The sequence below is a fragment of the Pedobacter sp. HDW13 genome (assembly GCF_011303555.1).
Lineage (GTDB): Bacteria > Bacteroidota > Bacteroidia > Sphingobacteriales > Sphingobacteriaceae > Pedobacter.
This window is the reverse complement of record NZ_CP049868.1, coordinates 5,243,875-5,270,817: the sequence shown is the minus strand read 5'-3', so window position 1 is coordinate 5,270,817 and position 26,943 is coordinate 5,243,875. Positions and strand designations below refer to the sequence as shown.

At 41.3% G+C, this 26,943-nt stretch carries 21 protein-coding genes and 1 pseudogene; 13 read left to right on the top strand and 9 right to left on the bottom strand.

Annotated features, from left to right (window positions below; genetic code table 11):
- Positions 1 to 6 precede the first annotated feature (6 nt).
- Complete coding sequence (locus tag G7074_RS21890; protein WP_166211380.1) at positions 7 to 2,643, top strand: TonB-dependent receptor; 2,637 nt, start codon at positions 7 to 9, stop codon at positions 2,641 to 2,643.
- Positions 2,644 to 2,758: 115 nt separating this feature from the next.
- Here G7074_RS21890 and G7074_RS21885 read toward each other — a convergent pair.
- Positions 2,759 to 3,528, bottom strand: a pseudogene (locus tag G7074_RS21885) (Ku protein).
- Between the two features lie 341 nt (positions 3,529 to 3,869).
- Entirely contained in the window at positions 3,870 to 6,560 is a 2,691-nt protein-coding gene (ligD, locus tag G7074_RS21880) for a DNA ligase D (RefSeq protein WP_166211377.1), read from the bottom strand.
- Positions 6,561 to 7,211: 651 nt separating this feature from the next.
- On the opposite strand from ligD, the gene G7074_RS21875 reads away from it, so the two are divergent.
- The 3 genes from G7074_RS21875 to G7074_RS21865 all read left to right on the top strand — a co-directional run bounded on the left by G7074_RS21875 (position 7,212) and on the right by G7074_RS21865 (position 10,566).
- Positions 7,212 to 9,653: a glycoside hydrolase family 2 TIM barrel-domain containing protein gene (locus tag G7074_RS21875; protein WP_166211375.1), complete on the top strand. Its 2,442-nt coding sequence runs from the start codon at positions 7,212 to 7,214 to the stop codon at positions 9,651 to 9,653.
- A 133-nt stretch (positions 9,654 to 9,786) separates the two neighbouring features.
- Positions 9,787 to 10,155 (top strand): response regulator transcription factor, encoded by a 369-nt coding sequence (locus G7074_RS21870; protein WP_166211372.1) that lies wholly within the window; start codon positions 9,787 to 9,789, stop codon positions 10,153 to 10,155.
- A 69-nt stretch (positions 10,156 to 10,224) separates the two neighbouring features.
- Complete coding sequence (locus G7074_RS21865; protein ID WP_166211369.1) at positions 10,225 to 10,566, top strand: hypothetical protein; 342 nt, start codon at positions 10,225 to 10,227, stop codon at positions 10,564 to 10,566.
- Positions 10,567 to 10,639: 73 nt separating this feature from the next.
- Here G7074_RS21865 and G7074_RS21860 read toward each other — a convergent pair whose 3' ends face one another.
- The 3 genes from G7074_RS21860 to G7074_RS21850 all read right to left on the bottom strand — a co-directional run bounded on the left by G7074_RS21860 (position 10,640) and on the right by G7074_RS21850 (position 13,191).
- Positions 10,640 to 10,993, bottom strand: a complete 354-nt coding sequence (locus G7074_RS21860; protein ID WP_124560413.1) for a hypothetical protein — start codon at positions 10,991 to 10,993, stop codon at positions 10,640 to 10,642.
- Between the two features lie 65 nt (positions 10,994 to 11,058).
- Positions 11,059 to 11,292, bottom strand: a complete 234-nt coding sequence (locus G7074_RS21855) for a hypothetical protein (RefSeq protein ID WP_124560414.1) — start codon at positions 11,290 to 11,292, stop codon at positions 11,059 to 11,061.
- Positions 11,293 to 11,319: 27 nt separating this feature from the next.
- The gene (locus tag G7074_RS21850) at positions 11,320 to 13,191 is read right to left on the bottom strand and encodes a chloride channel protein (RefSeq protein ID WP_166211366.1); all 1,872 of its coding nucleotides are present in this window, start codon (positions 13,189 to 13,191) and stop codon (positions 11,320 to 11,322) included.
- A 190-nt stretch (positions 13,192 to 13,381) separates the two neighbouring features.
- On the opposite strand from G7074_RS21850, the gene G7074_RS21845 reads away from it, so the two are divergent.
- From G7074_RS21845 to G7074_RS21830, 4 genes are all read left to right on the top strand, one after another.
- Positions 13,382 to 14,083, top strand: coding sequence for a Crp/Fnr family transcriptional regulator (locus tag G7074_RS21845; protein WP_124560415.1), 702 nt, complete (start codon positions 13,382 to 13,384; stop codon positions 14,081 to 14,083).
- 205 nt (positions 14,084 to 14,288) lie between these two features.
- The gene (locus G7074_RS21840; RefSeq protein WP_166211363.1) at positions 14,289 to 15,815 is read left to right on the top strand and encodes a PAS domain S-box protein; all 1,527 of its coding nucleotides are present in this window, start codon (positions 14,289 to 14,291) and stop codon (positions 15,813 to 15,815) included.
- 587 nt (positions 15,816 to 16,402) lie between these two features.
- Positions 16,403 to 17,476, top strand: a complete 1,074-nt coding sequence (locus G7074_RS21835; protein ID WP_158674053.1) for an RICIN domain-containing protein — start codon at positions 16,403 to 16,405, stop codon at positions 17,474 to 17,476.
- 152 nt (positions 17,477 to 17,628) lie between these two features.
- Positions 17,629 to 17,799, top strand: a complete 171-nt coding sequence (locus tag G7074_RS21830; RefSeq protein ID WP_166211360.1) for a hypothetical protein — start codon at positions 17,629 to 17,631, stop codon at positions 17,797 to 17,799.
- Positions 17,800 to 17,850: 51 nt separating this feature from the next.
- On the opposite strand, the gene G7074_RS21825 is transcribed toward G7074_RS21830, so the two are convergent.
- From G7074_RS21825 to G7074_RS21815, 4 genes are all read right to left on the bottom strand, one after another.
- The gene (locus G7074_RS21825; RefSeq protein WP_166211357.1) at positions 17,851 to 18,372 is read right to left on the bottom strand and encodes a hypothetical protein; all 522 of its coding nucleotides are present in this window, start codon (positions 18,370 to 18,372) and stop codon (positions 17,851 to 17,853) included.
- Between the two features lie 31 nt (positions 18,373 to 18,403).
- Positions 18,404 to 18,601, bottom strand: a complete 198-nt coding sequence (locus G7074_RS27370) for an MSCRAMM family adhesin SdrC (protein ID WP_240916381.1) — start codon at positions 18,599 to 18,601, stop codon at positions 18,404 to 18,406.
- Between the two features lie 62 nt (positions 18,602 to 18,663).
- Positions 18,664 to 19,200 carry a DUF4382 domain-containing protein gene (locus G7074_RS21820; RefSeq protein WP_240916380.1) on the bottom strand — a complete coding sequence of 179 codons (537 nt, stop codon included), beginning with the start codon at positions 19,198 to 19,200 and terminating at the stop codon, positions 18,664 to 18,666.
- A 56-nt stretch (positions 19,201 to 19,256) separates the two neighbouring features.
- Entirely contained in the window at positions 19,257 to 19,448 is a 192-nt protein-coding gene (locus tag G7074_RS21815) for a hypothetical protein (RefSeq protein ID WP_166211354.1), read from the bottom strand.
- A 239-nt stretch (positions 19,449 to 19,687) separates the two neighbouring features.
- Here G7074_RS21815 and G7074_RS21810 point away from each other — a divergent pair, with 239 nt between their 5' ends.
- The 5 genes from G7074_RS21810 to G7074_RS21790 all read left to right on the top strand — a co-directional run bounded on the left by G7074_RS21810 (position 19,688) and on the right by G7074_RS21790 (position 26,921).
- The gene (locus G7074_RS21810) at positions 19,688 to 20,533 is read left to right on the top strand and encodes a hypothetical protein (RefSeq protein WP_166211351.1); all 846 of its coding nucleotides are present in this window, start codon (positions 19,688 to 19,690) and stop codon (positions 20,531 to 20,533) included.
- A gap of 3 nt (positions 20,534 to 20,536) precedes the next feature.
- Positions 20,537 to 21,211 carry a response regulator transcription factor gene (locus G7074_RS21805; protein ID WP_166211348.1) on the top strand — a complete coding sequence of 225 codons (675 nt, stop codon included), beginning with the start codon at positions 20,537 to 20,539 and terminating at the stop codon, positions 21,209 to 21,211.
- Positions 21,212 to 22,537, top strand: coding sequence for a HAMP domain-containing sensor histidine kinase (locus tag G7074_RS21800; RefSeq protein WP_166211345.1), 1,326 nt, complete (start codon positions 21,212 to 21,214; stop codon positions 22,535 to 22,537).
- 148 nt (positions 22,538 to 22,685) lie between these two features.
- Positions 22,686 to 23,318, top strand: coding sequence for a class I SAM-dependent methyltransferase (locus G7074_RS21795; protein WP_166211342.1), 633 nt, complete (start codon positions 22,686 to 22,688; stop codon positions 23,316 to 23,318).
- 297 nt (positions 23,319 to 23,615) lie between these two features.
- Positions 23,616 to 26,921 carry a TonB-dependent receptor gene (locus G7074_RS21790; protein ID WP_205944101.1) on the top strand — a complete coding sequence of 1,102 codons (3,306 nt, stop codon included), beginning with the start codon at positions 23,616 to 23,618 and terminating at the stop codon, positions 26,919 to 26,921.
- Positions 26,922 to 26,943 lie beyond the last annotated feature (22 nt).

The window sequence follows — 26,943 nt, the reverse complement described above, 5'->3', positions numbered from 1 at the left end:
TGTATTATGAAGTTTTTTATTAAGTCGGCCTGGCTGCTGCTCCTGCTTGCAGGATTTTGCTTAAACAGCTTTGCCCAAAATTATTCTGTTAAGGGCATCGTGCTCGATACCGCCGGCCAGCCTTTACCCGGAGCTGTAGTTAGAATTAAATCGAAAACCGATAGTGTTGGCATCTCAGCCAATCCGGATGGCACCTTTATCATTGCCAAAATTAAATCCAAACAGTTTACCTTATCGGCTGCCTTTATTGGTTATGATACTTTTACCAAACAGTATCTGATTGAAAAGGGAAATAGCCTTACTATCGAAAACATTAAACTAAAGCCATCTTCCAATACGCTCGATGCCGTAGTGATATCGGGTGTTCCCCCAGTAAAAGTAACAGAAGATACGGTGAGTTTTAATGCCAAAGCCTTTCCGGTGAGAGAAGGTGATGCTGTAGACGAAGTACTTAAAAAGCTGCCCGGCGTAAAAGTAGATAAAGATGGTAATGTAACGAGTCAGGGTGCGCCCATAACCAAAATACGGGTTAATGGAAAGGATTTCTTCGGCACGGATGTGGCAACTGCGATTAAAAACCTGCCGGCTGATATTATTAAAAACCTGCAATTTATTGATGACTATGGTGATCAGGCTAAATTAACCGGCATTAAAACCGGCGAACCCGAGAAAATCCTGAACCTAACCATCCAGGAAGATAAAAAGAAGGGCTATTTTGCCCGTGCTTCAGCAGGTGTGGGTAATGCCGATCGCTACAACACCAGCATTAGAGGTAACAGTATGAAAGGCGAAAGACAACTTTCGTTTGATGCGACCTCGGCCAATGCCAATATGCGTGGCGGGGGTGGCGATGGAGTAACGACCAGAAACGCAGTTGGCTTAAACTTCAAAAATGAGTTTAGCCCTAAACTTTCGCTTGATGCCGGTTATAACTTTAACAACGACCGCAATAATACCATCAGCACCACTTACACGCAGAACATTTTACAAGATGCCGGGCAAAACATCAATCGCCTCGAAGATGCACAAAACAACAATAAGAGCGATAACTATAGTCACTGGATGGGCGGTAACCTCGAGTATAAAATCGATACGATGAACTACCTGAAGATTTCGCCAAACTTTAACTATAATACAGGCATAGGTAACAGTACGGGTGGATCGTTGGTTACACAGGATACATTATTTACGCGCCGCGAATCGACCAATGCAAACAGTTCGAATAGTTTTAGTGCCAAGGCAAATATTTTTTATAACCACAAGTTTGCGAAAAAAGGGCGTAACCTGAGCAGCTGGAGTAACATTAACTACTCTAACGGGGGCAATAACAGAAATGGGTACAACCAGTACATTAATATGCATGGCAGTAAAACCGATTCGTTAATCCAAAACCAATTAAACAATCAGGATAACAATAACTTCGGTTTAAATGTTGGCGCATCGTACATGGAGCCTTTATGGCATAAAACTTTTATCGAGCTTAACTACAGCTGGAACCGTACTTCGACCAACAATGCAAAAGAAACATACGATGTAATGGCTGGTAGTCAGGTTTTCAACCCACAGCTAAGCAATATTTATGATTATCAGTTTGTAACCAACAAAGTAGGTATGAACTACCGTTACATTGGCGAAAAGTTGAATTATACCGTTGGGATTAATGCCCAGCCGGCTGTTTTAACCGGACAGAACCTGAGCCATAATGTTAAAACCGAGAACCGCACTTTTAACCTGATCCCATCGGGTAGATTTTCTTATAAATTCTCAAATCAGCAGTCGCTTGATGTAAATTATTGGGGCAGAAATAACCAACCAGGTTTTCTGCAGTTACAACCAATTACCGATAACTCGAACCTGCAGAATGAAATTACCGGAAACCCCGATTTGAAACCGGAATTTGTACACAGCGTTAACGCCCACTACAAACTGGCCGACTGGAGTGCAGGTAAAGTGATTCTGGCTAATTTCAGATATGAACGAACTGACGACAAAATTGTAACCACCAAAGCGCGTGTACCCGGTACAGTAAATCAGTTAACAAGCTACACCAATACCGATGGCTACTACACTATACAAGGTGATTACAACATCAGTAAACCGCTATCGGCTGAACGGAAGTTTACCATCGGGTATTCGGGTTCGGGACAATTGAACAACAACATTTCTTTTACCGACAATAGCAGGATTGAAGCGAAAAACATTTCGTGGCGACAAGAACTGGAGTTCAGGGTAGACCTGAAGGACATTACCAATTTCGAGATAGAAACCTCTTATTCTCAAAACCTAACCAGCTACACCAACACAACTTTGAGCAACCGACAATCGAACCGCTTTGAGTATGGCATTGAAGGCCGTAACTATTTCTTTAAAGATCTTACCCTGGGTTACGATTTCAGCAAGCAGATTAATAATGGATTCGATAACGGAGCCGTTCGCAATCCTACCCTGTTACGTCTGTCGATGGAGTACAAATTTATGAAAAACGATATGGCAGCTATCCGTGTAGAAGGATTTGATCTTTTTGATCAGAATTCGGGCATTTCGAGAGATGTATTTGATAACGTAATTGTCGACAGGCAGGTAAACCGCCTTGGTCGCTATTTTATGTTATCGTTAATTTACCGGGTACGCAAGTTTGGTTAATTAGCCAGCCTGAAACCTGATAGCAATCTTAATATATTGTAGCCTGCCTTTATGGTAGGCTACAAATGTTTACAGGGAGCTGGTCTCACCAAATTGCATCTCCATGCATTTAGTCTTAAGCTCCTTTTTTTGCTCCTAAGCTTTCCATTAACTGCTCGTAAAGATCATCGCTAACTGCCTTTTGTGGTTTCATTTTCTTTACTGTAGCCCGCTTACCTTTGGCCTTGGCTTTAATAATTTTAAGCAGTTCGTCGCTATACTCGTCTTTAAATGCACCTAAATCAAATGCCGAACTGTACTGTTTAATTAAGGCCAGTCCAACATCCATCTCTTTCTTAGTGATATTGATGTCCTCTACCTTATTAATTTCAGATAAGCTTCTGATTTCTTGCTGAAACCGGATTTTGGTAACCACGATAACATTTTCCATTGGGTGTATAACGCAGAGATTTTCGGTATTGCGCAATACAAAACGGGCTACTCCTGCTTTTTTCGATTTCACCAATGCTTTTAAAAGTAAGGCGTATGCTTTTTTACCCTGCTTTTCAGGTTCTGTATAATAAGAAGTTTCGTAATATATAGGATTAATATCCTGGATATCGACGAAATTCTCGAGTTCAATAATCTTCGTTTTCTCGGGGCTGCTTCTTCCAAATCATGTTTATCTAAAACAATGTAGCGGTCTTTCAAGAAGTAACCTTTCACAATTTTATCAAAGGGCACCTCTTTATTTGTTTTTTCGTTAACGCGTAAAAACCTGATTTTTTCATGGTCGCGCTCATCCAGCATATCTAAATCTAAATGACTGTTTTGCACACCAGAAAATAACTTAACGGGGATATTAACCAGCCCAAATCCAATTGAACCTTTCCAGATCGATCTCATAATTATATTTTAAGCTTCAATACTAACAGTCAGGCAAAGCCGATTGTTTTGAGTTGTGGATTAGCTACAGATTATCTGCATCGGTTTCGGTTGCTAAAACATCCGACCCGGCAGAAATTCAGCATGACGCACAGGCGAAGCCGATTGTTTTGAGTTGTGGATTAGCTACAGATTAACGATCGTCCTCCTGAACTTGTTTCAGGACCTCCCGTTTTAATGGCTCTATTTAAGGATGAAGAGATGCTGAAACAAGTTCAGCATGACGCACCAGGGCCATCTGTGTCGGTCGGTGTGGACACCAACCGATAGCGTTAGGAGGTGCAGAAGACCGATAGGAAAAACTACTGAAATTGCTGCTTAGCTTTTTGAATGGCTTTTTTCAGATCGATCCCTTTGCCGAGCACACCTTTAAAAAGATCGCCTTTTTCCTTTAATCTAGCCATGGTATTAAAAATGCTAAAATCTTTCATCTTCAAGCCTGGCTTTACCTCATCCCATGCTAATGGCGTAGAAACAGTTGCACCAGGCTTTGGCCTTACCGAATACGGGCCAGCAATAGTCGCGCCTGGGCGGTTTTGCAAAAAATCGAGATACATTTTCCCTTTCCTGGCGGCAATACTACGCTCAAGTGTCGTAAATTCGGGCAAAGCAGCATGAACAGCCTCTACAACAATGCGGGCAAAAAGCTGGGTTTGCTCATAGGTGTACTTCGCTCCCATCGGAATATAGATGTGAATGCCTGTCGATCCGGAGGTTTTAGGAAAACTGGGAACGTCAATAGCATCAAGCACTTCCTTTACCTGCAACGCTGCAACAATTACCTGATCAAAATCCTGTTGATCGGGATCGAGATCAATCACACAATAATCAGGATAATCGGGCTTTTTAGCCCGCGAAAACCAGGGATTGATTTCAATACAACCTAACGATACCATCCATAAAAGCGTTGCCAGATCGTTACCTAGCAGATATTCCTTTTTTTCTCCATCGCCGGTTGAGTAAGGAAAAGTTTTAGCCCAATCGGGTGCCTTGTCTTTAACATCTTTCTGGTAAAATGGCTTGCCTTTTATGCCGCCCGGAAAACGGTTTAACGATTGTGGCCTATCTTTTAAATATGGCAACATGTATTCGGCAACATCGGCATAATAATTCAGCAAATCGCGCTTGGTTATCCCCTCACCAGGCCAGTAAACTTTAGAAAGGTGATTAAACTCGAGGGTTTTCCCTTTTATTTTAATTTCCTGTCTATCTCCTTTAGCATTCAACAATTCGCTTGAATCCATTTTTGATACCTCTTTATTCACTAATTTTTTATTATCATCTAGCTCAATAATCTCTTCAGTAGGTCCTGCTTTTTCTCTTATTACTTCTCTAGCCTTTTTATCTTCGCGCATGCCCTTGAATGAGGGATGCCTGAACACACCTTCACTGGTGATTTCGATAAATTCAACCTCAGCAACCAGTTCAGCTTTCATCCAGGTAATTTCTGCATCAGGCTGCATGCGTTGAAATCTCGAACGCTTATTTACATCCGGAACAACTTCGAACGGACTCTTTTTGCTAATGTAGGGCTCGAACATTTTCATCATCTGTTTTTGTTGCTGATCTGAAAATCCTGTACCTACCTTGCCGGCAAAGCTTAGTTTTCCTTTTTTGTACACGGCCAGTATAAGCGAGCTGAAAGATTTGGAAGTATCTTTGTTTTTGGTAAAACCTGCAATAATCACCTCCTGTCTTTTGTTGATTTTTATTTTGAGCCAGTCTTTAGACCGGTTGTTTAGGCTGTAAACAGAAGATTTACGTTTGGCCATAATTCCCTCCAGCCCTATCTTTTCGGCAGCCTTAAAAAACTCAATTCCACTGGTATCAAATACTTTAGAAAGACGGATACGATCATTAGTTTTAGGCAATATCTCCTTCAATATGGCCTGCCGTTCTACTAAAGTAAGTGCGGTAAGGTCTTTGCCTTTGTACCACAAAATATCAAAAACACAATAAATCAGCGTTCCATCGGTTTCGTTCCTCCAGTTTTGAAGCTGGCCAAAGTTCGAAACGCCCTTATCATTCAATACCAGTACCTCTCCATCTAAAACTGCATTGAGCTTCAACGATTTCAGCGTCTCGTATATGGGATAGAATTTTTCGTTAAATGATTTTTTATTTCTCGAAAGCAGCTCTACATCATGTTTGTTCAAAAAAGCAAGCGCCCGGTAACCATCCCACTTCACTTCGTATTGCCAGTCTTCATCATCAAAAGCGCTATCAACCAAAGTGGCCAGCATGGGTTTTACGTTTTTCAGCATAGCCAATTTAGGTGCATTTCGAAGCAGCTTGGCAACATCAAGTGCCACATCCTGCCCTTCATCCAAATCCTTATCTTTTTTATTCTTAACAACTTTAGCTAATTTATCAGTACTCAGCTTTTGCTCCTTCCCCGATTTCCATACTTTTTCACTCGTTTCTTCCATTACTGCCAGGGTTTTCCCCGACAGTACAGATTCATCCAGCTTAGTAATATCCTTTTTAGAAGCATATTCGTCATCATGCTTAATCAGCAGCCAGGCATGCTCGCCCATGCCTTTGGTTTTTACCAGCGCAAACTCCCCGTTTAATTTCTGGCCGTGCAAACGCACTTTAACCGAACCTTTAGCCAGCTCTTTAAGCAAATTATTCTCCTGTGCTTTCTTCCCTTTAATATCGGTTATGGTTTCGTACCAGCCCTGATCCCAAACAATCACAGTTCCGCCACCATATTCTCCTTTCGGTATAATCCCTTCAAAATTGCGGTAATCGAAAGGATGATCTTCTACCATCATGGCCAGGTGTTTAATCTTAGGATCCAGCGAGGGGCCTTTAGGTACTGCCCAGCTTTTCAAAACACCGCCCATCTCCAAACGGAAATCGTAATGGAGCCTGGAAGCATCGTGCTTTTGCACCACAAACATCAACCTTTTACTGTCTTTACTTATCCCCGCCTTAGGTTCAGTAGTCTTTTTAAAATCCCGTTTTTGATTGTACGCCTGTAAACTCATACTCTTTTGCTTAAACCAAATATTAAATTGCCATTAAACCGAAACGGCTTATCAAAGAAACCTTTTCGATCAAATAATGGTTTTTAAAATCTGATAATTCGAGCCCAGGTTAGCGCCTAATAATCTACATAGCTAAAGTCAAAATTGATTTCAAATTATTTTTTTACTTTTTTTCATCAAATGTCTTCTTAATGTCATTTGAAGTTTATATCTTGAAAACCTAAACTAAAAACTTCATGGATGACAGAACCAACCTAATCATCGGCGTATTCTCACTACTTTCTGGTTTCGGTATTTTGATCGAATTACTTCGTAACAAAGGCCGAGAAAGGCGGTTTTAAGTTTAAAGGGCCGAATAGATTTTTTTATTCGGCTCAAAAAACACTAAATTTTAAACACCGATCTACTCATCACTGGTTCAGAACTTCTCCTCTCTCTCTTAAAAACATCAACACGCTATAGGCTGTAATCTATCCAATACAAATACCCTTTTCGAGGTATTATTACCCTTTTACAGATAAATCAACTATAATTCATTAACCATCAGATCACTTGCTTTAAACAGTAAAATTGTATTTTAAATTTTAAACGTTCATATAACGTTTATTATTTATATCTTCATGCTTTAACCAGGTCTAAATCCATTCTACAATGAAAAAATATGCTTATCCAGGTTTTTATTATTCAGCTGTAACCGTCTTGTTGATGCTTATTGCACTAAAATCAAGTGCACAACAAGCATTTAATGGCAATAAGGAGCTGTTTGATTATGGATGGAAATTTAATTTGGCAGATAAATCAGATAACTTCAGTACACCTGAATTTGATGACCGAAACTGGCGCGCGCGCGATTTGCCTCACGACTGGAGCATTGAGGGCAGAATAGATGCAAAAAACCCAATGGGTAATGATGGTGGATACTTTCCGGCAGGCATAGGTTGGTACAGAAAAGCCTTCTCTATACCAGCGAACTGGAAAAATAAAAAGGTATCTATTTATTTTGAAGGAGTTTACATGAATGCTGAGGTTTTTATAAATGGCAAATCGCTTGGTGTTTACCCTTACGGATATTCTTCATTTACCTACGATCTGAGCCCATATTTGAAATACGGCACTAAAAATACCATAGCGGTTCGCGTAGATAACGCGCAACAAAAAAATTCGCGCTGGTATAGCGGATCGGGGATTTACCGCCACGTATGGCTCATGAGCAAAGATCCTGTACATTTCGATCAATGGGGTATTTTTGTAACTACGCCAACGGTAAGTGCCAGTAAAGCTATTGTTCGGGTTGAGGCTAAGCTAAATAACGATACCGACCAACCTAAAAACGTGGCAGTATCCATCTCAGTTTTTGATAAAAGCCACCGCAAAGCCGCAACCAAAACCATACAGGTTAAATTGCAGCCCCGCAGTTCCAACAGCATAACCGAAAATTTAGCACTGAATAATCCGCTTTTGTGGGATATAAAAGCACCAAACCTGTATTACGCAATAGTTGAGATTAAGGATAATAAAAAGCTATTAGACAAAGAAATACAAAATTTTGGTATCCGATCTATAAAATTCAGTCCAACGAAAGGATTTGAGCTGAACGGCAAAACAATAAAGCTAAATGGTGGCTGTGTGCACCACGACAATGGAAGTCTGGGTGCGGCAGCCTTTGACCGCGCTGAGGAAAGAAAGGCTGAGCTGTTGAAAGCAGCAGGTTTTAACGCTGTACGTACTTCCCATAATCCACCCTCGCCGGCTTTTTTAGATGCCTGCGATAAGCTTGGTCTATTGGTTATTGATGAAGCGTTTGACGGATGGCGCACCGGAAAAAACAAATATGACTATGCTTTATATTTTAACGATTGGTCTGAACGCGATATTGCGGCAATGGTTAAACGCGATCGCAACCACCCCGCCATCATTATGTGGAGCATTGGCAACGAGATTATTGAGCGAAAGGAAGCCAAAGCAGTTGAAACAGCTAAACTACTATCGTCCTATATAAAGAAACATGATCAGACCAGGCCAGTAACTTCGGCGATGACCACCTGGGATAAAGACTGGGAAATGTTCGATCCGCTAATGGCAGCCCACGATGTGGCCGGATATAACTACCAGTTGCACCATGCAGCTGCAGACCATACGCGGATACCCTCACGTATAATTGTACAAACGGAATCCTATTCGAGAGATGCTTTTACCAACTGGGAGCTGGTACAGCAAAACAATTATATCATCGGCGACTTTGTCTGGACTGCAATGGACTACCTTGGCGAATCCGGAATTGGGCGTTATTATTATCCCGGCGAACTGGAAGGACAACATTGGGAACGTGATTTATTTCCATGGCATGGTGCCTATTGCGGCGACATTGACCTAACCGGCTGGAGGAAGCCAATTTCGCACTACCGAAGTATGTTATACAATGACAACGAGAAAATTTATATGGCAGTAAAAGAGCCGAATCCGGCTAATGGTGTAATTAAAGAAACCATGTGGTCGGTTTGGCCATCGTGGGAAAGCTGGACCTGGCCAGGCTGCGAGGGCAAGGAAATACAGGTAGAAGTTTACAGTAAATACCCTGCTGTACGGCTGTATCTGAATAACAAGCTGATTGGAGAAAAAACAACAACCGTAAAACAACAATTTAAAGCAACCTTTCCCCTGGCCTATCAGCAAGGCCAATTAAAAGCTGTTGGAATACTAAATGGCCAGGAAAAAGAAGCTGTTATTTTAAGTACCAGCGGTCAAGCTGCACAGATAAGGTTAAAGGCTGATAGAAAAAGGCTTTACGCAAATGGGCAGGACCTTTCTTTTGTTACAGTAGAAATAGTAGACAAGCAGGGTAATATCAGGCCTGATGCAAACCATAGCCTAACTTTTAAATTATCGGGAGCAGCAACTATCGCCGCAACAGATAACGCAGATCTTAAAGACATTACACCTTATACTTCTAATACTAGAAAGCCCTGGAACGGACGTGCAATGGTGATTGTGAAAAGCTCGGATAAAGCAGGAAACATTAAACTGCAGGTAAGTTCGCCAGGGCTTCCGGATGCCTGGCTAGAACTAACTTCGATCAATAAAGGGCGTAAATAAAAGGATATTATATTAGTGTGCAACAATTATACTACTCAAAAAATTCGTTTTGTAAGCTTTCTTTGACTATATTGTAATATCCTTAAAATATTCCCGACGGACATATGGGATCTATCTTTTTCGGAGGACTGCCATGAAAAAGATATTTCTTCACGAACCCGACCTGGCTAGTTTCGAAATTATTAGCCTTATATTAGCCGATGAGGGTTGCCAGGTAAAAACGCTTCCATACTGGGATGGTGACCTAGCTACCGCTGTGGTGAGTTATGGTCCCGATCTGATTATTATGGATTGTTTTCAGGACCTTCTGCGGCCTGCCCGGTTATGCAGAGTTATACGTACTTTGTGCCCTCAAACCGCACTCATTGCCTCTAGCTGTAATACAGATATAGACCTTACTTACCGAAAAATGGGCTTTGATACTTATTTGCGTAAACCTTTTGATATAGCTCGACTTATAACAATCGTTAACCGCTACACTCCTGTGGCTGCAAATTGTTAAAAACCTAAAATTGGTTAAATCATTTAGATATCTTAAGGCTTATCGCTCAAAAAATAAAAATGGATAGTAATGATTGTTTCAGGATTGTTAAATTTGCCGCCTGAAAGAACCAACCTGTTATTGGCTGGGATACCAATTATTACGCATTATAAAATGGAAGAAAACGATTTTGTTGCTATCTGGCTGGAAGAAACCGGAAACCCTGCTATCGAGCGCTTATCGCAGCTAAACCTTGCTGTTGCTGCAAAAACTGCAGCCGCAATTGCCAATAATGAGTTATCAGAACAAGATCTGGCCATTGCATTGGATGTTAACCCTGATGAAATTAAAAGATGGCTTACAGGCAGACATACCTTCAGCATGACGATCATTACTGAAATAGCTGCAAAATTGGAGGCACATACAGGTTAAAACCGAAAAATACCTGAGCAGTATACACTCTGGTTCGGTAGGATAATTGATCGAAGTGAATCTATGCTTTAAACTAGCTACTCTTTGAACGAAAAAGAAACGTTTTAGTAGCTTTCAGCATTTTCGAAAAACCAACCAAAATCTCATCAACTGTCCAGTAGCGTTGCTGTTCTGCGTTTACCAACTGAATTCCTTTTAAACCAAAGGGCTTAGTGGTTACTGCCAATACCCTGATATGGGTTTCGTCGCCATCGTTATAAACCCTGCAGGATATCTCTTCATCAATATGATATTCAATATCTGTTGGCCACGGACCAGCCACACCCCAGGCGGCGGTATGGGCATCATCGGGGCTAAAGGTTAAAGTATATCCTTTGGCTTTGAGTTGCGCTATGGCTTCTTCAAGCGCATTATTGTCCGCTATCATATCATTTGGGCTGATTAATACTTTGTAAACCTGTTAATTGAAAGTTGCAAATAGCCCCATTACGATTAGGCTATCCTCGATTTTTTCTGGTGCCAGGTAGCAATATTAAAAATAAGCCCCAGTGCAATCAGCAGGCCTCCAGTAAATTCTGGCCAGGGAAACGAACGGATTCCATTGATGTTGATGGTCCAGGGGTGAGAATCGACCGGATTGATTGCATTTAGCTGCCCTCCTGTTAATAAGGTAACGACCAGCAACACTGAGCCGCCAATCATCAGGTAATAACTTGTCTTTTTCATATTCTTTAATTAAATAACATTATACCATTAAACTCTCCGGTCGGCCATCATTTTTTTGCCCTTCACAATCATCTTTTTGGCTTGCCTATCCATCGAAAGGTTTCTGCCAATCCTGCTCTCCTTCTCCTGATTTGTGCTGTAGGCCCTAACAATATCTTTATAGCTTAACAATCCCTCGAATGATGTGCCGTCTCTACCACTAACCACTGCCACAAAATCATTCCCTGTGCTGTGCATTAATTCTAAAGCTTTCCTAACGGGTTCGTTTCCTTTAATCTGCTCATCTTCTGATTTGATAATAGCTGTGATACTGGCCATATCCTCTTTTACCCATTGAAAAATATCCAACACTGAAATCGTGCCCATATAAGCTCCTGCTGTATCCCGCACCGCATATTGGTTTTCTTTAGGCGGATTTGCCACAAAATATTTCCGCACCTCGGCAATGGTATTATATGAACTGATAAAAACCGGACTACGATCCATCACCTCTGTAACGCGTAATTTTAACAGCAGATCGGGCTCATAGCTATCTGGTGTATGAATTCCCCTGCGGGCAATTTTCTCGGTCATGATGGTATTCTTCATTAAAAACACAGAAACGAGATAAGCACCAGAGCAGGCACCAAGCAATGGTAACAGCCCTTGTATTTGCTGGGTAGATTCGAGTGCAAAAAGAATACTGGTTAAATAAGCCCTCGAAGCACCGGCAAACATGGCCGACATGCCTACCAACGCCGACATCGGAATACTGATAGCTAAAGCTGGAAAAGCAGCATGCAGCAGGTAACCCAAAGCTGCGCCGGTTGCACCACCAATAGTCATTAAAGGTGCAAGTGTTCCGCCCGAAGTTCCGCTACCCAAAGCAATAGCCCACGAAATAAATTTAAACAGGCATAACGAAAGAATAACCGAGATGGAGAGTTGCCCGCTTAAGAGCGAAATGATATTATCGTAACCTACACCCAATGTACGCGGTGCGAAATAGCCCACAACACCAACTGCAAGCCCACCTATTGCCGGCCACCAGGTCCAGTGTAAGGGCAAATGCTCAAAGGCATCTTCGACAAAATAAACCACCTTAGTAAGCCCCAGTGATGCGAGCCCTACCAGAATCCCGATGAGACTGTAAATACCCAACGCTGCATTTGACGGTGCCGAAAGCACAGGCATGGGAAACACAGGCCCTGCTTCGAAAAGCAGATGGTGTCCTGCCGCTCCTGTAATACAGGCAAGTGCCACTGGTATAATTGCCCTCGGAGAAAATTCGAACAATAACAGTTCGATGGCAAGAAATACCGCGGCAAGCGGTGTACCAAAAATGGCCGACATGCCCGCAGTTGCCCCTGCAGCCAGGATAATTTTACGTTCAACAGGGCTTACAGTAAATAACTGCCCCAGCGTAGAGCCCAATGCGCCACCGGTAGCGATAATTGGTCCTTCGGCCCCAAATGGCCCGCCAGTACCAATTGCAATTGCAGAAGATACAGGTTTTAATATGGCTATTGAAGGTTTTATTTTACTTTGATTAGTAAGTACCTGCTCCATGGCTTCCGGAATACCGTGCCCCCTAATCGCTTTCGATCCGTAGAAGGCCATAAAGCCTACTATTACCCCGCCTATAACCGGAACAATGATCACCAGTAAACCAAGGTGGTTATCGGCAGGACTATGAAAACTGAAATCAAACTGCTGGTAAAAAGAAATATTGGTTACCAGGTTAATTAGCGATACCAGCACTTTTGCGATGAAAGAGATTCCGATGGCTACACCAACCGAGAGCATGGATATAAATAAAAGGCGCTTTTTTGAGCTTTTCTCTTTGTGCTTACCCATTTTAAACTTACCGAAAATGCCAAGCGCCGGCGATATTGGTATGATATTTTTTATCTTATTCATTTCATTATTTGAGAATGAGACAAAAGTAGAAATAAAAAACTAAGAACAAAGCATAAAATATATTTTAAACAATATTAATAAAGAATTAATAAATAAATTAATACAATTTTATATATTATTAAATATATTTTAAAATATTAAACACTGGTAAATTAATAATTGTATTTTTGCCCTTAGCAAGACCCTGAAGATGAAAGAATGCAACAATGCCTGTGACCTAAAACGCTGTTACCTGTGCAGTCGTGTAATAGCGGACTGGCTGCCTGCGGTTTCCCAGCAGAAGAAAAACTTCCAGATCAAAAAAGGCGAACAGCTTTTTTCAGAAGGAGATGCAGTAAACGGTATCTTTTTTGTTTACTCAGGAACAATTAAAGTGCATAAGAAGTGGGATAACGAAAAGGAACTGATTATACGCTTCGCCAGATCGGGCGATGTAATTGGCCACCTTGGATTAGGCAAAAACCCCGTTTATCCGGTTTCGGCTACTGCGTTAGAAGAGGCAATGGTTTGTTTTATCGACCTCCAGTTCTTTAGATCGAGCCTACGGGTTAATCCGGATTTTACCTACGAGCTTATGCATTTCTTTGCGGCCGAACTTCAGGAATCGCACGAGCGGATGCGCAACCTGGCCCACATGTCAGTAAAAGGTAGAATTGCTAACGCCATCTTATCCTTACAATCTCAGTTTGGCACCGATACTTCGGGCGCTATAGATATTGATATTTCCCGTCAGGATGTAGCTTCCTACTCTGGCACTACATACGAAACGCTTTTCAAGATTTTTACAGAATTTAGTAAAGGCGGTAAAATTTCGGCGCAGGGCAAACGGATCAGTATTCTTGATACTCCCTTCCTTCAGCAAACTGTAGCAGCTGATAACCAGAAAAACTGATCTGCAAATGATAAGCGAAAGCATTAAAACCGCATTCATTTTTATCCGAAAAATCAGCCGTCTGACCTAAAATTTCGGTTCAGGGCAAAACGCATATAGTATTCTTGTTACAAAGGGGTAAAACCACCCGGTTTTTTACGGTCATTATGGCAACAGATAAACCGGCAATATAAATATTACCTATATTGTTTACTCATAACACAACATGATAGAATCTAATGATATTGCCGCAGTAATAAATGAACTGGAAAAACTTGCATTAGATCTCAATCTCGACAATGAAAAGTTGTTGCGTTTAAATGCCGTATTAAAAACAGCGGAAGAAAAGAACGCCATACTCCAATCCATCAACGAATCTTCCGATGATGCCATCATCAGTAAAAACCTGGAAGGGATTATTACCAGTTGGAATAGTTCAGCATCACGCATTTTTGGCTATACTGCCGAAGAAATGATTGGCGTTTCTATACTCAGGCTTATTCCTGCCCATCTCCAGTATGAAGAAACCGAAATCATTTCCAAACTACACCGGGGGATCAAAATAAATCACTTTGAAACCAGAAGAATGCGCAAAGACGGCAGTCTGGTAGCTGTATCACTCACCATATCGCCCATTCTAAATTACAAAGGAGTAATTATTGGCGTATCGAAAATTGCGCGCGATATTACCGACCGCCTTTCTGCCGAAGTAAACAGCAAACGACTGAGCGCTATAATCGAATCATCAGACGATGCCATTATTAGCAAAGACCTCAATAGTATAGTAACCAGCTGGAACGAATCGGCAGTAAGGATATTTGGTTACAATGCCGAAGAAATGATTGGGCAATCGATTCTCAAAATCATTCCTCAGGATCGGCTTGATGAAGAACCCAAAATCCTCTCCCAGCTTAGTCAGGGAATCAGGGTTGATCATTTTGAAACCATCAGGCGCCGCAAAGACGGCAGGCTAATAGATGTATCGTTAACCATTTCGCCCATTAAAGATAGTACTGGCCGGGTGATTGGTCTTTCAAAAATTGCGAGAGATATTACCGAAAAAAAGCAAGCCGACAAGAAAAAGGAAGAATTTATCGGTCTGGTAAGTCACGAGTTAAAAACGCCCCTAACCTCTTTGCGTTCTTATGTGCAGGTTGCACTGTTTAAGGCAAGGAATGAAAAAAACGAATTTATCGATAAAGCGCTTTCCAAAGCTGAGATACAAACCAAAAAAATGGAAGCCATGATCAGAGATTTTCTAAACATCTCTAAAATGGAAGATGGTCAGCTCAGGTTGAACTTAAACCCATTTGATTTACCAGCACTGATTAACAATTGTTTAAGTGATGTAACAATTACTACCTCTAAGCACCATTTCAACTATATTGGCGAAGCGCATGCAATGGCCATTGGCGATGCTGAAAAGATTTCACTGGTGCTGATTAACCTGATTAGCAACGCTGTAAAGTACTCGCCTGAAGGCGGGGAAATAAGCATAACTTGCCAAAAACAGGATAAAGCGTTCACCGTGAGCGTGAAAGACAACGGAATTGGCATCTCGAAAGAAGAGCAAAAATTCCTTTTCAGAAAATTCTACAGAATCCAGTCAGAACAAACCAGAACCATCAGTGGTTTTGGAATCGGACTTTACCTCGTATATGCCATACTCGAACTTCATGGCACTTGTATTAGGGTAGAAAGCGAAATCGGAAAAGGATCAACATTTGTATTCCAAATCAAGACTGCAGATTGATATCATTCCCTTAAACAATTTCACTTATACAATGGAGCATTCCTGCCAGCAGAAACCTCAAAGTTCACAACCAGGCTAACTTCAAAGCCTATTCATTGTTATTTCCAATCAACTGGGAATAACAATCTATTCTACCTCAAGCGTTTTACTTGCCTTCCGGATAATAAACCGCAAAAAATAAGAGTTTGCCCCCTCATTTTGATCATATTCCCCCTCTACTCCGCATCTTTTTTGTAGTTAATTTGTTCGAACCAAGTATAATAAAGAATGCAATCCGGCATTAAGCACTTGCAGCGCTTAACTATGGTATCGCATTTAACATTAGCTAAATAACTACTCAAAAGCACCTATGAAAAACCTAAATGATGCGCAAAAATCTCTTGCAAACAACCGACTGAACTTTAAACCTGTTATTAATAGCCTCAATTATTCAGCTTGAACATTTGGCTACTATAAAATCCCCTAAACTGTCATTATAGTCTTATTGATAAGCATAGAAGGACTCCGTTTAACCGGAGGCATATGCCTTCTTTAAATTAACCAAACGAACATTCCATATGCATGTTCACTCAACCCTACTCAACATTATGAAAACTAAACCTTCTATCCTACGCTTACTCAGTGTATTTATGCTTGGCATCGTCCTCTTTTCGGGCAGCTGTAGAAAAGACAATCTTCCGGATGCAACTACATCATCCCTTTCTTTAAAGGGCAAACTGGCAGCAATACCACCTAACGAACCACAACTTACCGTGGCTAATGGTACTTTCTATATTGTAAACCGCAAAAGCGGAAAGGTACTCGATGTAGGTGCATTTCAAACCGCAGATGGTTCTAATGTTTCTCAATATGCAGGTACTGGCGGCACCAACCAAAAATGGACTTTAACCTCGCTTTCGGGTGGCTATTATTCGATTATTGGTGTACATAGCACAAAAGCGCTTCAGGTAGACCTAGCTGGCACTGCAGATGGTGATAATGTAAACATTTCTACCAATACAGGCGCCAATAATCAGCAATGGCAATTTACCTCCATTGGCAATGGTTACTACCGCATTATTAATCGGAACAGTGGCAAAGACCTTGATGTAGCCGGCCAATCTATTGATAATGGCGCAAATGTAGACCAATGGACTTACTGGGGAGGCGAAAACCAGCAATGGTCGTTATTAACGGTTAATGCTGGTGGTCAGTTAAACTGGACGCTAAACAGCACAGGCGTACCAGCAGATGTGGTAACTCGCATTACCAATGCCATGAACGATGCCTGCGCCAGGTACAACGCAGGTGGCAACTGGCCTTCGCGCACCCTTACTGTACAATATAATACTGGTGTAGCTACTGCCGATGGCAGCACAAACGGCAACATCCGCTTTGGTGCAAATACCAGCTACCAAAACGTTCGTACTGCTATGCACGAAATTGCGCATACCTATGGCGTAGGCCTTAGTGGCGGATGGACAACCAATACCTCAACCGGCGATTTTCTGGGCACCAATACCGTGGCACTGGTTAAAATTTTTGACGGTACCAGTGGCGCCATACATACAGGAGGTGGTCATTTTTGGCCATACGGTTTAAACTACGATAATGAATGGAGCGAAACAAACGCTTTCAGGCACGTAAAACTAGTTTACGCCATGCGCTCAGACGGTATGTAACGCAGGTATTCTTTTAACAGACTATAATGATATTGCTTATCAAAAACCGGGTGCACATCTTTTTGTGCGCCCAGGTTTTACTTCTTGGGAATCACTAAAGCCTTTTTTATAATCCTCCCTGAAAATGGCATAATTATGGCTTCCATAAATCTATGAAACAGATATACTTTATACTGGCACTATCTGCCATGCTGTTAACCAGCGCCTGTTACACTACCAGAACTGCCGGAAACAGTGGAAAAGTTCCTCCCGGTCAGGCAAAGAAAGGAACGGGTTCTAAATCGGCAAAGCCATTTGCTCCAGGGCAACAAAAAAAGAATTAAAAAAAGAAACCCTCCAAAATTGGAGGGTTTCTTTTTAGATAACACAAACAACTAATGTTTTCCTTTCCCATTACCGTGGCCATTTCCTTTGCCATTACCATTATGCTTCATCTTTATCTGCTTATCTTTTTGTCCGGAGGAATACCCACGAAACTGCGGGTTCCCATTTGAATAGCCACCACTATATTTCCTGCCTTTGCTTTTTGCAATGAACGATTGACCATGGTTACCTTTAAACTTAGCGTACTTTACCTTGTGTGTAGTAAAATAGCGATAAGGTTCGCGCGAATTAATTACCACTTTGTACCCGCCATATAAATCATAGCCACGATACCTGGGTGGTAATGACAGCGAGAAAACCCAGCCGTCGCTTCCTAAATAAATAAACTGTTTTTTCGGCACATAGTAATAGCTCTCTATATCAGGCAAGTAATAGTAATCAACATAATCATACCCGGTTGGTCCCCATTGTGGCTGAGCCCCAATATTAATATTTACACTTACCTGTGCCTTTGTTTGGAAAGAGATGCTGGTACCTGTTACAAGTAACAACAGCAGTATTAACTTTTTCATGTGCTTATGTTTAGATGGTAATTATTAAGTTTTACTGTTTTAAGGTAATTGTACCCAATGCAGTATTTTGTCCGAGGGCAACCTTTACAGCTGTAACCGTACTATCTTTATAACCTGCAACTGGTGCAAACTTAACCGAGTATGTACCGGCGGCTAAACCGCCAACTGTAAATTTACCGCTTAAAGGATCAGCAACAGTACCTACAGTATCAGTGCCGGCAATAACCAATACCTCAGGATGACTGGCTAAAGGTAAAACCGTTCCCGAAATTAAGCCTGTAGTTGCAGCAGCTACCCTCGCACTACCGGTTTTAATAAATACTTACCATTTCCCGTACTCACAATTGATTTTGCGGCATCAAAGTCTAAAAGCAAGGTATAGTTCGAACCCTCAACCAAATTAGGGTTTGCAGTTAGTTTCACCTTCCAACCCGATGTTTGGGCACTTGGTGTTTTAAGCTCCTGCTGAATGCCATTTACCACAATAGTATTTCCGGTTTCATTCAGCACCAGTCTGATTTCTGTTATTTCGCCACTTGGCATTTCCCCCGAGGCTACTAAAATATCCGGATTGCTTGTACCAATGCGAAAATCGAGGATATCGAATATTCCGGCACTAGCTGCAAAAACATAAGGTTTATCTCCCGATACCAGCACAATTTCTTTCACACTTAAATTAATCTTATCGAAATTACCCGGAGCATCGGTCATTTTAATCTGAACTTTAGTAGTTCCCTCTCCCGATCCATTTTTCTTACAGCCATTAAAAGCAATCATGCCTGCTATTGCCAGGCCTATCCAAATGCTATTGACAAATTTTGTTTTCATAATGTATAGATTTTTAATCAAAGTTGAAAGCCGAAGATGAAACCAACATGAAATTTTTAAATTATTTTTTTCATCTTATTTTCATGTTGGCCATTTAAATTTGAAGCAATAAGTGCCATTGTAATGATGGTTTTTGGTAAGAGTTTACCCTCTTGTAGGGTAAACTTTTTTATATTTATAAAATGAAGCGACTTACCTTCTTTTTCTGCCTGGCTTTTCTTATTTGCAAGCACTCGTTTGCGTTTCAAAAAGAAACACTATCGGCAAGCCTGCTAACAATCAGCGATGCTAAACAAGATCAACAGCAGGAAAATATAAAGCAGAATAACAAACCATCCCAAAAACAACAGCAGCCAGAACAGCCTAAAATTAAAGAAGTACCAAAAGCCAGAAGGCAACTAAAACCGATGGCCGTTAAGCCTAACGTAAAAGTTAAACCAATTAAAATTATTAAACCAAAAATTAAAAGACCTTAAAGGATAAATATATGAACATCCGTCTCTTAATTTTCTGCTCGTTTTTGGTTACCGCTAAAGTTCAGGCCCAGCAAGATTCGACAAAAGCTACACTTACCCTTGCTTCCATGTACAACAGCAACATTAATTATTACGGACAGGTAACAGCCGAAAAATATCCTTATGCTCTATTTAATGCCACATTGAGGTTTCCTAGTGGTTTATACTTTACGGGTGGTGGTTATAAACTTTTAAATTATGGTTCGGGCATATCGGAAACAGATTTGGGTATTGGTTACGACCACGATTTTAATGATAAGCTTAGCGCAAGTTTAGCTTACTCTCATTCCTTTTTTCCAGCCAGCTCGCCTTTGCTGCAAGCCTCCAACAGCAATAATATCAACGCTTATGGAGCCTATACATGGCCATGGTTTAAAACCGACCTTAGTCTCGATTTTGCATTTGGGAAGCAGCGTGATATATTTCTCAGCTTTGGAAACTCAAAAGAAATTGAGCTTGGCACCATTTTCAACGAAAAAAATGTAATTTCAATAAGCCCGGCCATAGAAATTACTGCTGGTACCACGCGCTTTTACGAAAGTTACATTATAGAAAAAAGCAAAAGGCAAAATTCAAATGGCAATGGAAAAAGCGGTTCGGCACCAGGCATTACCAAGGGTAATACTACCGAGATTGTCGAAAATTCGGTCAATCAATTCAAATTATTGGCCTATAGCTTTAAATTCCCCCTAAACTTCAGCCGCGGGAATTTCCTGGCCGAAGCCAGCTATCAGTTTTCTATATTAGGGAACAGCAAAGAAGAAGATGTAAAACATCAGCAATCGTTCTTTGGCCTTGCAGTTTATTATCAGTTTTAAAATATGAAGGTATTAATCGTAGAAGATGAAAAAACACTTGCTTTTGAGATGGAGAAGTTCCTCAAAAAGGCGTTTTTTCTGTGCGATCTTGCCCATAGTTTTAATCAAGGGGTAGAAAAGCTGGAGACTAACCAATATGATTATGTGCTGATCGATTTGGGGCTGCCAGACGGAGATGGTTTCGATTTGCTGCAAAAGGCAAAGAAAAGCAATCCAGATGCGGCTTATATCATCCTTACTGCCCGGGGCAAGCTCGAAGACCGGGTTGCCGGACTGGATATGGGAGCAGATGATTACCTGGCCAAACCATTTTTCCTGCCGGAGCTCCAATCGCGCATGCAGGCCATTGCCCGCCGAAAATTTAAAGTTTCAGAAGAGCTGCTCCCGCTGGGGAATTTCAATATCGATCTCCAGAAACGCTTTGTTTTCTTTGAAGAGGAACAGATAGAACTCTCGCGCAAAGAATTTGATTTATTAAGTTATTTGTTACTTCATAAAAACAGGGTGCTCACCCGTATACAATTGAGCGAACACATTTGGGGAAACTTTACAGACGGGGATTACGATTCCAATTATATCGATGCCCACATTAAAAACATCAGGAAAAAATTAAACATTTACGCCCCAACCGAATGGTTAGAAACGGTAAGAGGTGTTGGCTATAGAATTAAAAAGTAATTGAAACTTTCTACAAAACTTACTTTATTTATTACCGGTTCTAAACTCGCCATTGTAGGACTGTTTATTCTATTGCTTCCCTTTTTGATTGGGCAGGTTGCTTCCAATTACACCAATTTTTCGCTCAAAAACCAGCGAAAGAAAGTGATCCAGAACATCAACAACAAAGGTTTGGATTATTATCTCGAAGGCCAGGATAGCTACGGCAGTTATACCATGCTTAAAGATGAGTATATTGCACTCGAAATTGCAGCACCAAACCTTAAACTGGACACCATCAGGGATACCAGACGTATTGTAGAACAGGATACGCTGGCTTACCGGGTATTAAGCTTTACCTTTACCAAAAACCAGAAGAATTATCTGCTTGAAATTGGCAAAACCACTGCCAGCATTAACCTCTACAACGATGCATTGCAACGTTTTGCCCTTTATGTACTGATTATTCTGATTGCACTCAGTATCATCATCGACCTGATATTTACCCGCCGGCTGATTAAGCCATTGGGGCAAATTATTAAGCTGAGGCTAGCCAATACCCGCTTCCCTTTTAAACGAAACCCACAAGTCATTAAAACCAATACACACGATTTCAAATACCTCGATCAATCGCTCATTTCGTTAATGAACCAGATTAACGAGGCTTTTGAAAAAGAACGTGAGTTTACCGCCAATGCTTCGCATGAGTTTATGACGCCTATCAGTATCTTACAAAACAAGATGGAAAACCTGCTGACAGAGGAAGTTGAACCAGAAGCGATACAGGAGCATATTGTTGACATGATGAGAACGCTGGAAAGGTTAAAAAAGATTTCGCGCTCGCTCCTGCTGATTTCGCGAATAGAGAATGAACAGTTTTCGAAGCAGGAACAAATAGAACCACTCGAACTGATTAACGAAATTGTGGAGGAAATAGGCCATCGTTTAGAAGAAAAAAATATTCGCATGGACATTGATCTCAAACACAACAAAATGCTTAATCAAATGAACCACGACCTGCTATTTCAACTGTTTTACAATTTAATTAATAATGCAATTAAATTTAACCAGGAAAACGGGCACATCCGCATTGACGATCATTTTGAAAAAGGTAAATACATTTTACAGGTAAACAACAGCGGACAAGGCATGCAAGCTGCAGAAATCCCCTATATTTTTGACCGTTTCAAAAAAACAGGTCATGCAGAAAATACGGGCTACGGCCTTGGGCTTGCCATTGTAAAAAGCATTGCCAGTTATTTAAACCTGAGCATTGCAGTTACCTCAACACCCGGACAGGAAACGAATTTCAATATCACTTTCCATAATTATTTTTCTGACCATTGATTTGTAAAGAGCTAAGTTTAGGTTAACACAGCAGATTAGCTTGCTATCATTCATTTGGGGTTAACGTTCCAGCTAAGGTAGTTATCCTGCTATTTTTCATAACTTTATATTAATGGGTGCAAATATGGTATACTAAATAAAGATGATGATGAAAACAGTAAAACCTGAAGAGGCTTTTGATAAATCGGCTAAAATATATGCCCAAAAGTTCATGAATGTTAGCTTGTATGCTGAGCCATTTAAAGTGTTTTGCGACAACATTACGCCCGAAGATGCTAGTGTATTGGATATTGCCTGCGGTCCCGGAAACATTAGCAAATATTTGCTTGATCTGAAACCTGCATACCGGATTTTGGGAATTGATCTTTCCCCAAACATGCTCGAACTTGCCCAAATCAACAATCCAACAGCGCAATTTCAGCTCATGGACTGCCGTGAAGTCGCTACTCTTAATCAAAAATTTGACGCGATTACCTGTGGCTTTTGCCTGCCCTATTTAACACCCGAAGAAGCTATTGATTTAATTGTAAATGTATCTGCTTTATTAAAGCCAGATGGTGTTTTCTATTTAAGCACCATGGAGGAAGATGAAAATAACAAGTCGAAATACCAAATATCCAGTACCGGCGACCACGTGTACGTACACTATCATCGTGAAGATTATTTAACCAAAGCCCTTGGACAAAGTGGCTTTAATACCCTAAGTTTAAAACGCTACGATTCTCCGGATATGGATGGGGTAATCATTACCGATCTGGTATTTGTTTGCAAAATTAAATAAGCTTATTTTTTCCTGCCAGATTCATCATAATAACGCCCTATATTCTATCCAATACCTAAAAAACACCTTACAAGTTATTTTATTTTCGCGCTTTCCAGCCCGCGAACATAAAACCTATTGCCTTCTACATCAAAACCACACCTTCCTTGCAAAAACAAGGCAAATCCCATCAAAAACATTCCTCAATAGTTAAAGTAAATTAATATTGGGTTTATATAAGCCCTCTAGCTTTGCGCCATTAAAGGAACCATAGAAACTAGCTAAAACGCTTTAGTTTCAAAACTAATTATTAAGCTAATGAAAAAAAACTTAACAGCCATGCTGAGGTCGGTGCTGTTTGCTTCGGCAACTGCATTGCTTACCGCAGTACCTGGCGCACCTGCCATAGCCATGGCGAATCTACCCAATCTTCCTGCTGCTTTAAAAAACCAGGAACAAGGAACAATTAGTGGAAAGGTAGTTGATGAGAAGGGAGATCCCCTTCCCGGCGCCAGTATCCTCGTAAAAGAGTTAAACAAAGTTGCGCAAAGCAATCCGGATGGAAGCTTTAAATTAATCGTTCCAACGGGCACTTATACCATCCAAATCAGTTTTATCTCGTACACCACGGTTACTTTGGGTAAAGTGCAGGTAAAAGCAAGCGAAAACGCTCCTTTAAATATAACCCTAAAAGGTGAATCGGGAAGTTTAAATGAGGTGCTTGTTGTGGGTTACGGAACCCAGAAAAGAGAAAATGCCACGGGTGCTGTAGATCAGATTACTGCGAAAAAACTCGAAAACAGACCCATTACCAACCTTACACAAGGTTTACAAGGCTTACTTCCCAACCTGAATTTAAAAATGATGGATGGGAAGCCTACGCAATCGCCAAGTTACAATATCCGTGGTACTACTTCTATCGGACAAGGTGGTAGTGCTTTAATTCTGATTGATGGCTTTGAAGGCGATCCAAGCTTACTCAATCCCAACGATGTAGAAAGTGTATCTATTCTTAAAGATGCCGCATCGGCAGCCATTTATGGTGCAAGAGGGGTATTTGGTGTGGTGCTTATTACCACTAAAAAAGCCGAAAAAGGTCGTACTAGTGTAGCATTTTCAAGCAATTACGCCATTAAAACCCCATTACAGGTTCCTGATTTCGTAACCGACGGCTATACATGGGCTAAGATGTTTGCTGAGGCATTTGTAAACGGCGATGGTGCTTTCCCGCAGAATGCAAATAAAACACAGAAATTTTCGCAGGCCTATCTCGATGAATTCAAAAAAAGATCGGAATCGGGTCAGCCTTACAACCAGATAGAGATAAACCCGACCACAGGCGAGTACACCTATTATGGAAGTACGGATTACTATGCCGAGCTGTACAAGAAAAATACGGCAGCCACAGAAAATAACCTTTCGGTAAGTGGCGGTGGCGATAAGGCATCGTTTCTGGTATCGGGGCGTTTCCTTAATCAGGACGGGCTATTTAGGTACAACACCGACGATTACGACATGAAAAACATCCGTGCAAGAGGATCTGTACAGGTTTTTCCGTGGTTAAGCATTGAAAATAACGCCGATTACTCGGTTATGAATTACCACAACCCGATCAACGTTGGTGAGGGAGGTGGAATATGGAGAAATATTGCCGACGAGGGTAAGCCTACCATGCCAATTTTCAACCCGGATGGTTCGTTAACTTTTGCTGCAGCTTATACCGTGGGCGATTTTATTTATGGAAAAAACGGGATTGATACCCGTCGTCAGGTTTTTAGAAATATAACAGGTTTGAGAACCAATTTCTTTAACAACAAGTTTAGGGTAAATGCCGATTTTACCTTCCGCAATACCAATAACAACATTGAGCAAAAAAGAGTTCAGGTTCCATACAGCAATACCCGCGGGGTTACAGCCTATGTTGGTACAACTACCAACGATCTTTTGTTCGATCAGCGCGAAACCCAGTATCTGGCAACCAACATTTACGCCGAATACGAAAACAGGTTTGGTACCGACCATTACCTGAAAGCTATGGTGGGTTACAACTACGAACAATCTACCTATAACCGTATTGCAGTACAGCGAAACGGAATTATTTTCGAAGATGCTACAGATTTGAACCTGGCACTTGGCCAATCTATTACTACTGGTGGTGGTTACGAACAATGGGCTATCCTGGGTGGTTTCTCGAGGTTAAATTATGCTTTTAAAGACCGTTACCTTTTAGAAGTTAATGCGCGTTATGATGGTTCATCTAAATTCCCTGCCGATCAGCGTTATGGCTTCTTCCCTTCTGTTTCGGCCGGATGGAGGATCAATAAAGAGCCGTTTTGGCATGTTTCTGATAGGTTGATCTCTGATTTAAAATTAAGGGCTTCTTATGGCTCACTTGGAAACGGTAACATCGCATCTTATGCCTTTCAGGAAATCTTTAACATCAGCCAGTCGGGCGTTATTTTAAACGGCGTTAGACCACAAACCACCCGTATCCCGAATGTTCTTCCCGATGGATTAACCTGGGAAACTTCGACCACCAGCAACTTTGGTCTTGATTTAACCATGCTTTCAGGCAGGTTAAGCTTTACCGGCGATGCGTACATCCGCAAAACGACTGATATGTTTACTTTTGGACTTACTCCACCTGCTGTTTTCGGAGCTGATGTACCCAAAGGAAATTATGCCAACTTAACTACCCGTGGCTGGGAGCTTTCGTTAACCTGGAACGATAAAATCGGTAAATCGAAGCCTTTCAATTACAATGTAAGGTTGACCTTATCGGATAGCAAAACAAAAATAGATAAGTACAATAACCCCGATAAATTACTGAGCGATTATTACGAAGGACAAACACTGGGCGAAATATGGGGCTACGAAACCGAAGGCTTCTTTATTGATGATGCAGACATTGCTTCGCATGCTAAACAAGATCCGCAAATGAGAGCCTCGCCCACCGGTAAATGGTTCCCTGGCGATATTAAACTAAAAGACCTTAACGGCGATGGCTTTATCAATGTGGGCGAAAACAAGGTAGGCAGATCAGGCGACCGGAGAATTATCGGAAATTCTGCTCCGAGATATCTGTATGGTGTAAGCCTTGGCGCCGACTGGCATAATTTTTCTTTCTCTGTTTTCTTTCAGGGAGTTGGCAAACAGCAGTGGTACCCGAGCACCGAAACAGAAATGTTCTGGGGCCAGTACAACAGGCCGTACAACAATATACCAACCTTCCATCTGGGCAATATGTGGACACCGGACAATACCGATGCTTATTTCCCCAGAACGATGTCGAGAGCAGCATCAAGCAATACCAACCGTACTTTGGGTGTGGCGCAAACGCGTTACCTGCAAAACGTGGCCTATCTCCGCATGAAAAACCTGCAGTTTGGTTACGCTTTGCCGGGCAAATGGATAAACCGTATAGGTGTTCGCAGTGCCAAAATATTTTTCTCAGGCGAGAACCTGTTTACCTATTCGCCAATGTATAAAATAGTTAAACATACTATCGATGTTGAAAATGCTGTGCCTTCCGATCAGGATTTAAACGCCGGCAGCACAAACGGAGATGGTTACAATTATCCTTTGATGAAGAGCTACTCTTTAGGATTGAACATTGGATTATAAATAGCTTGATAAAAAAATGAAG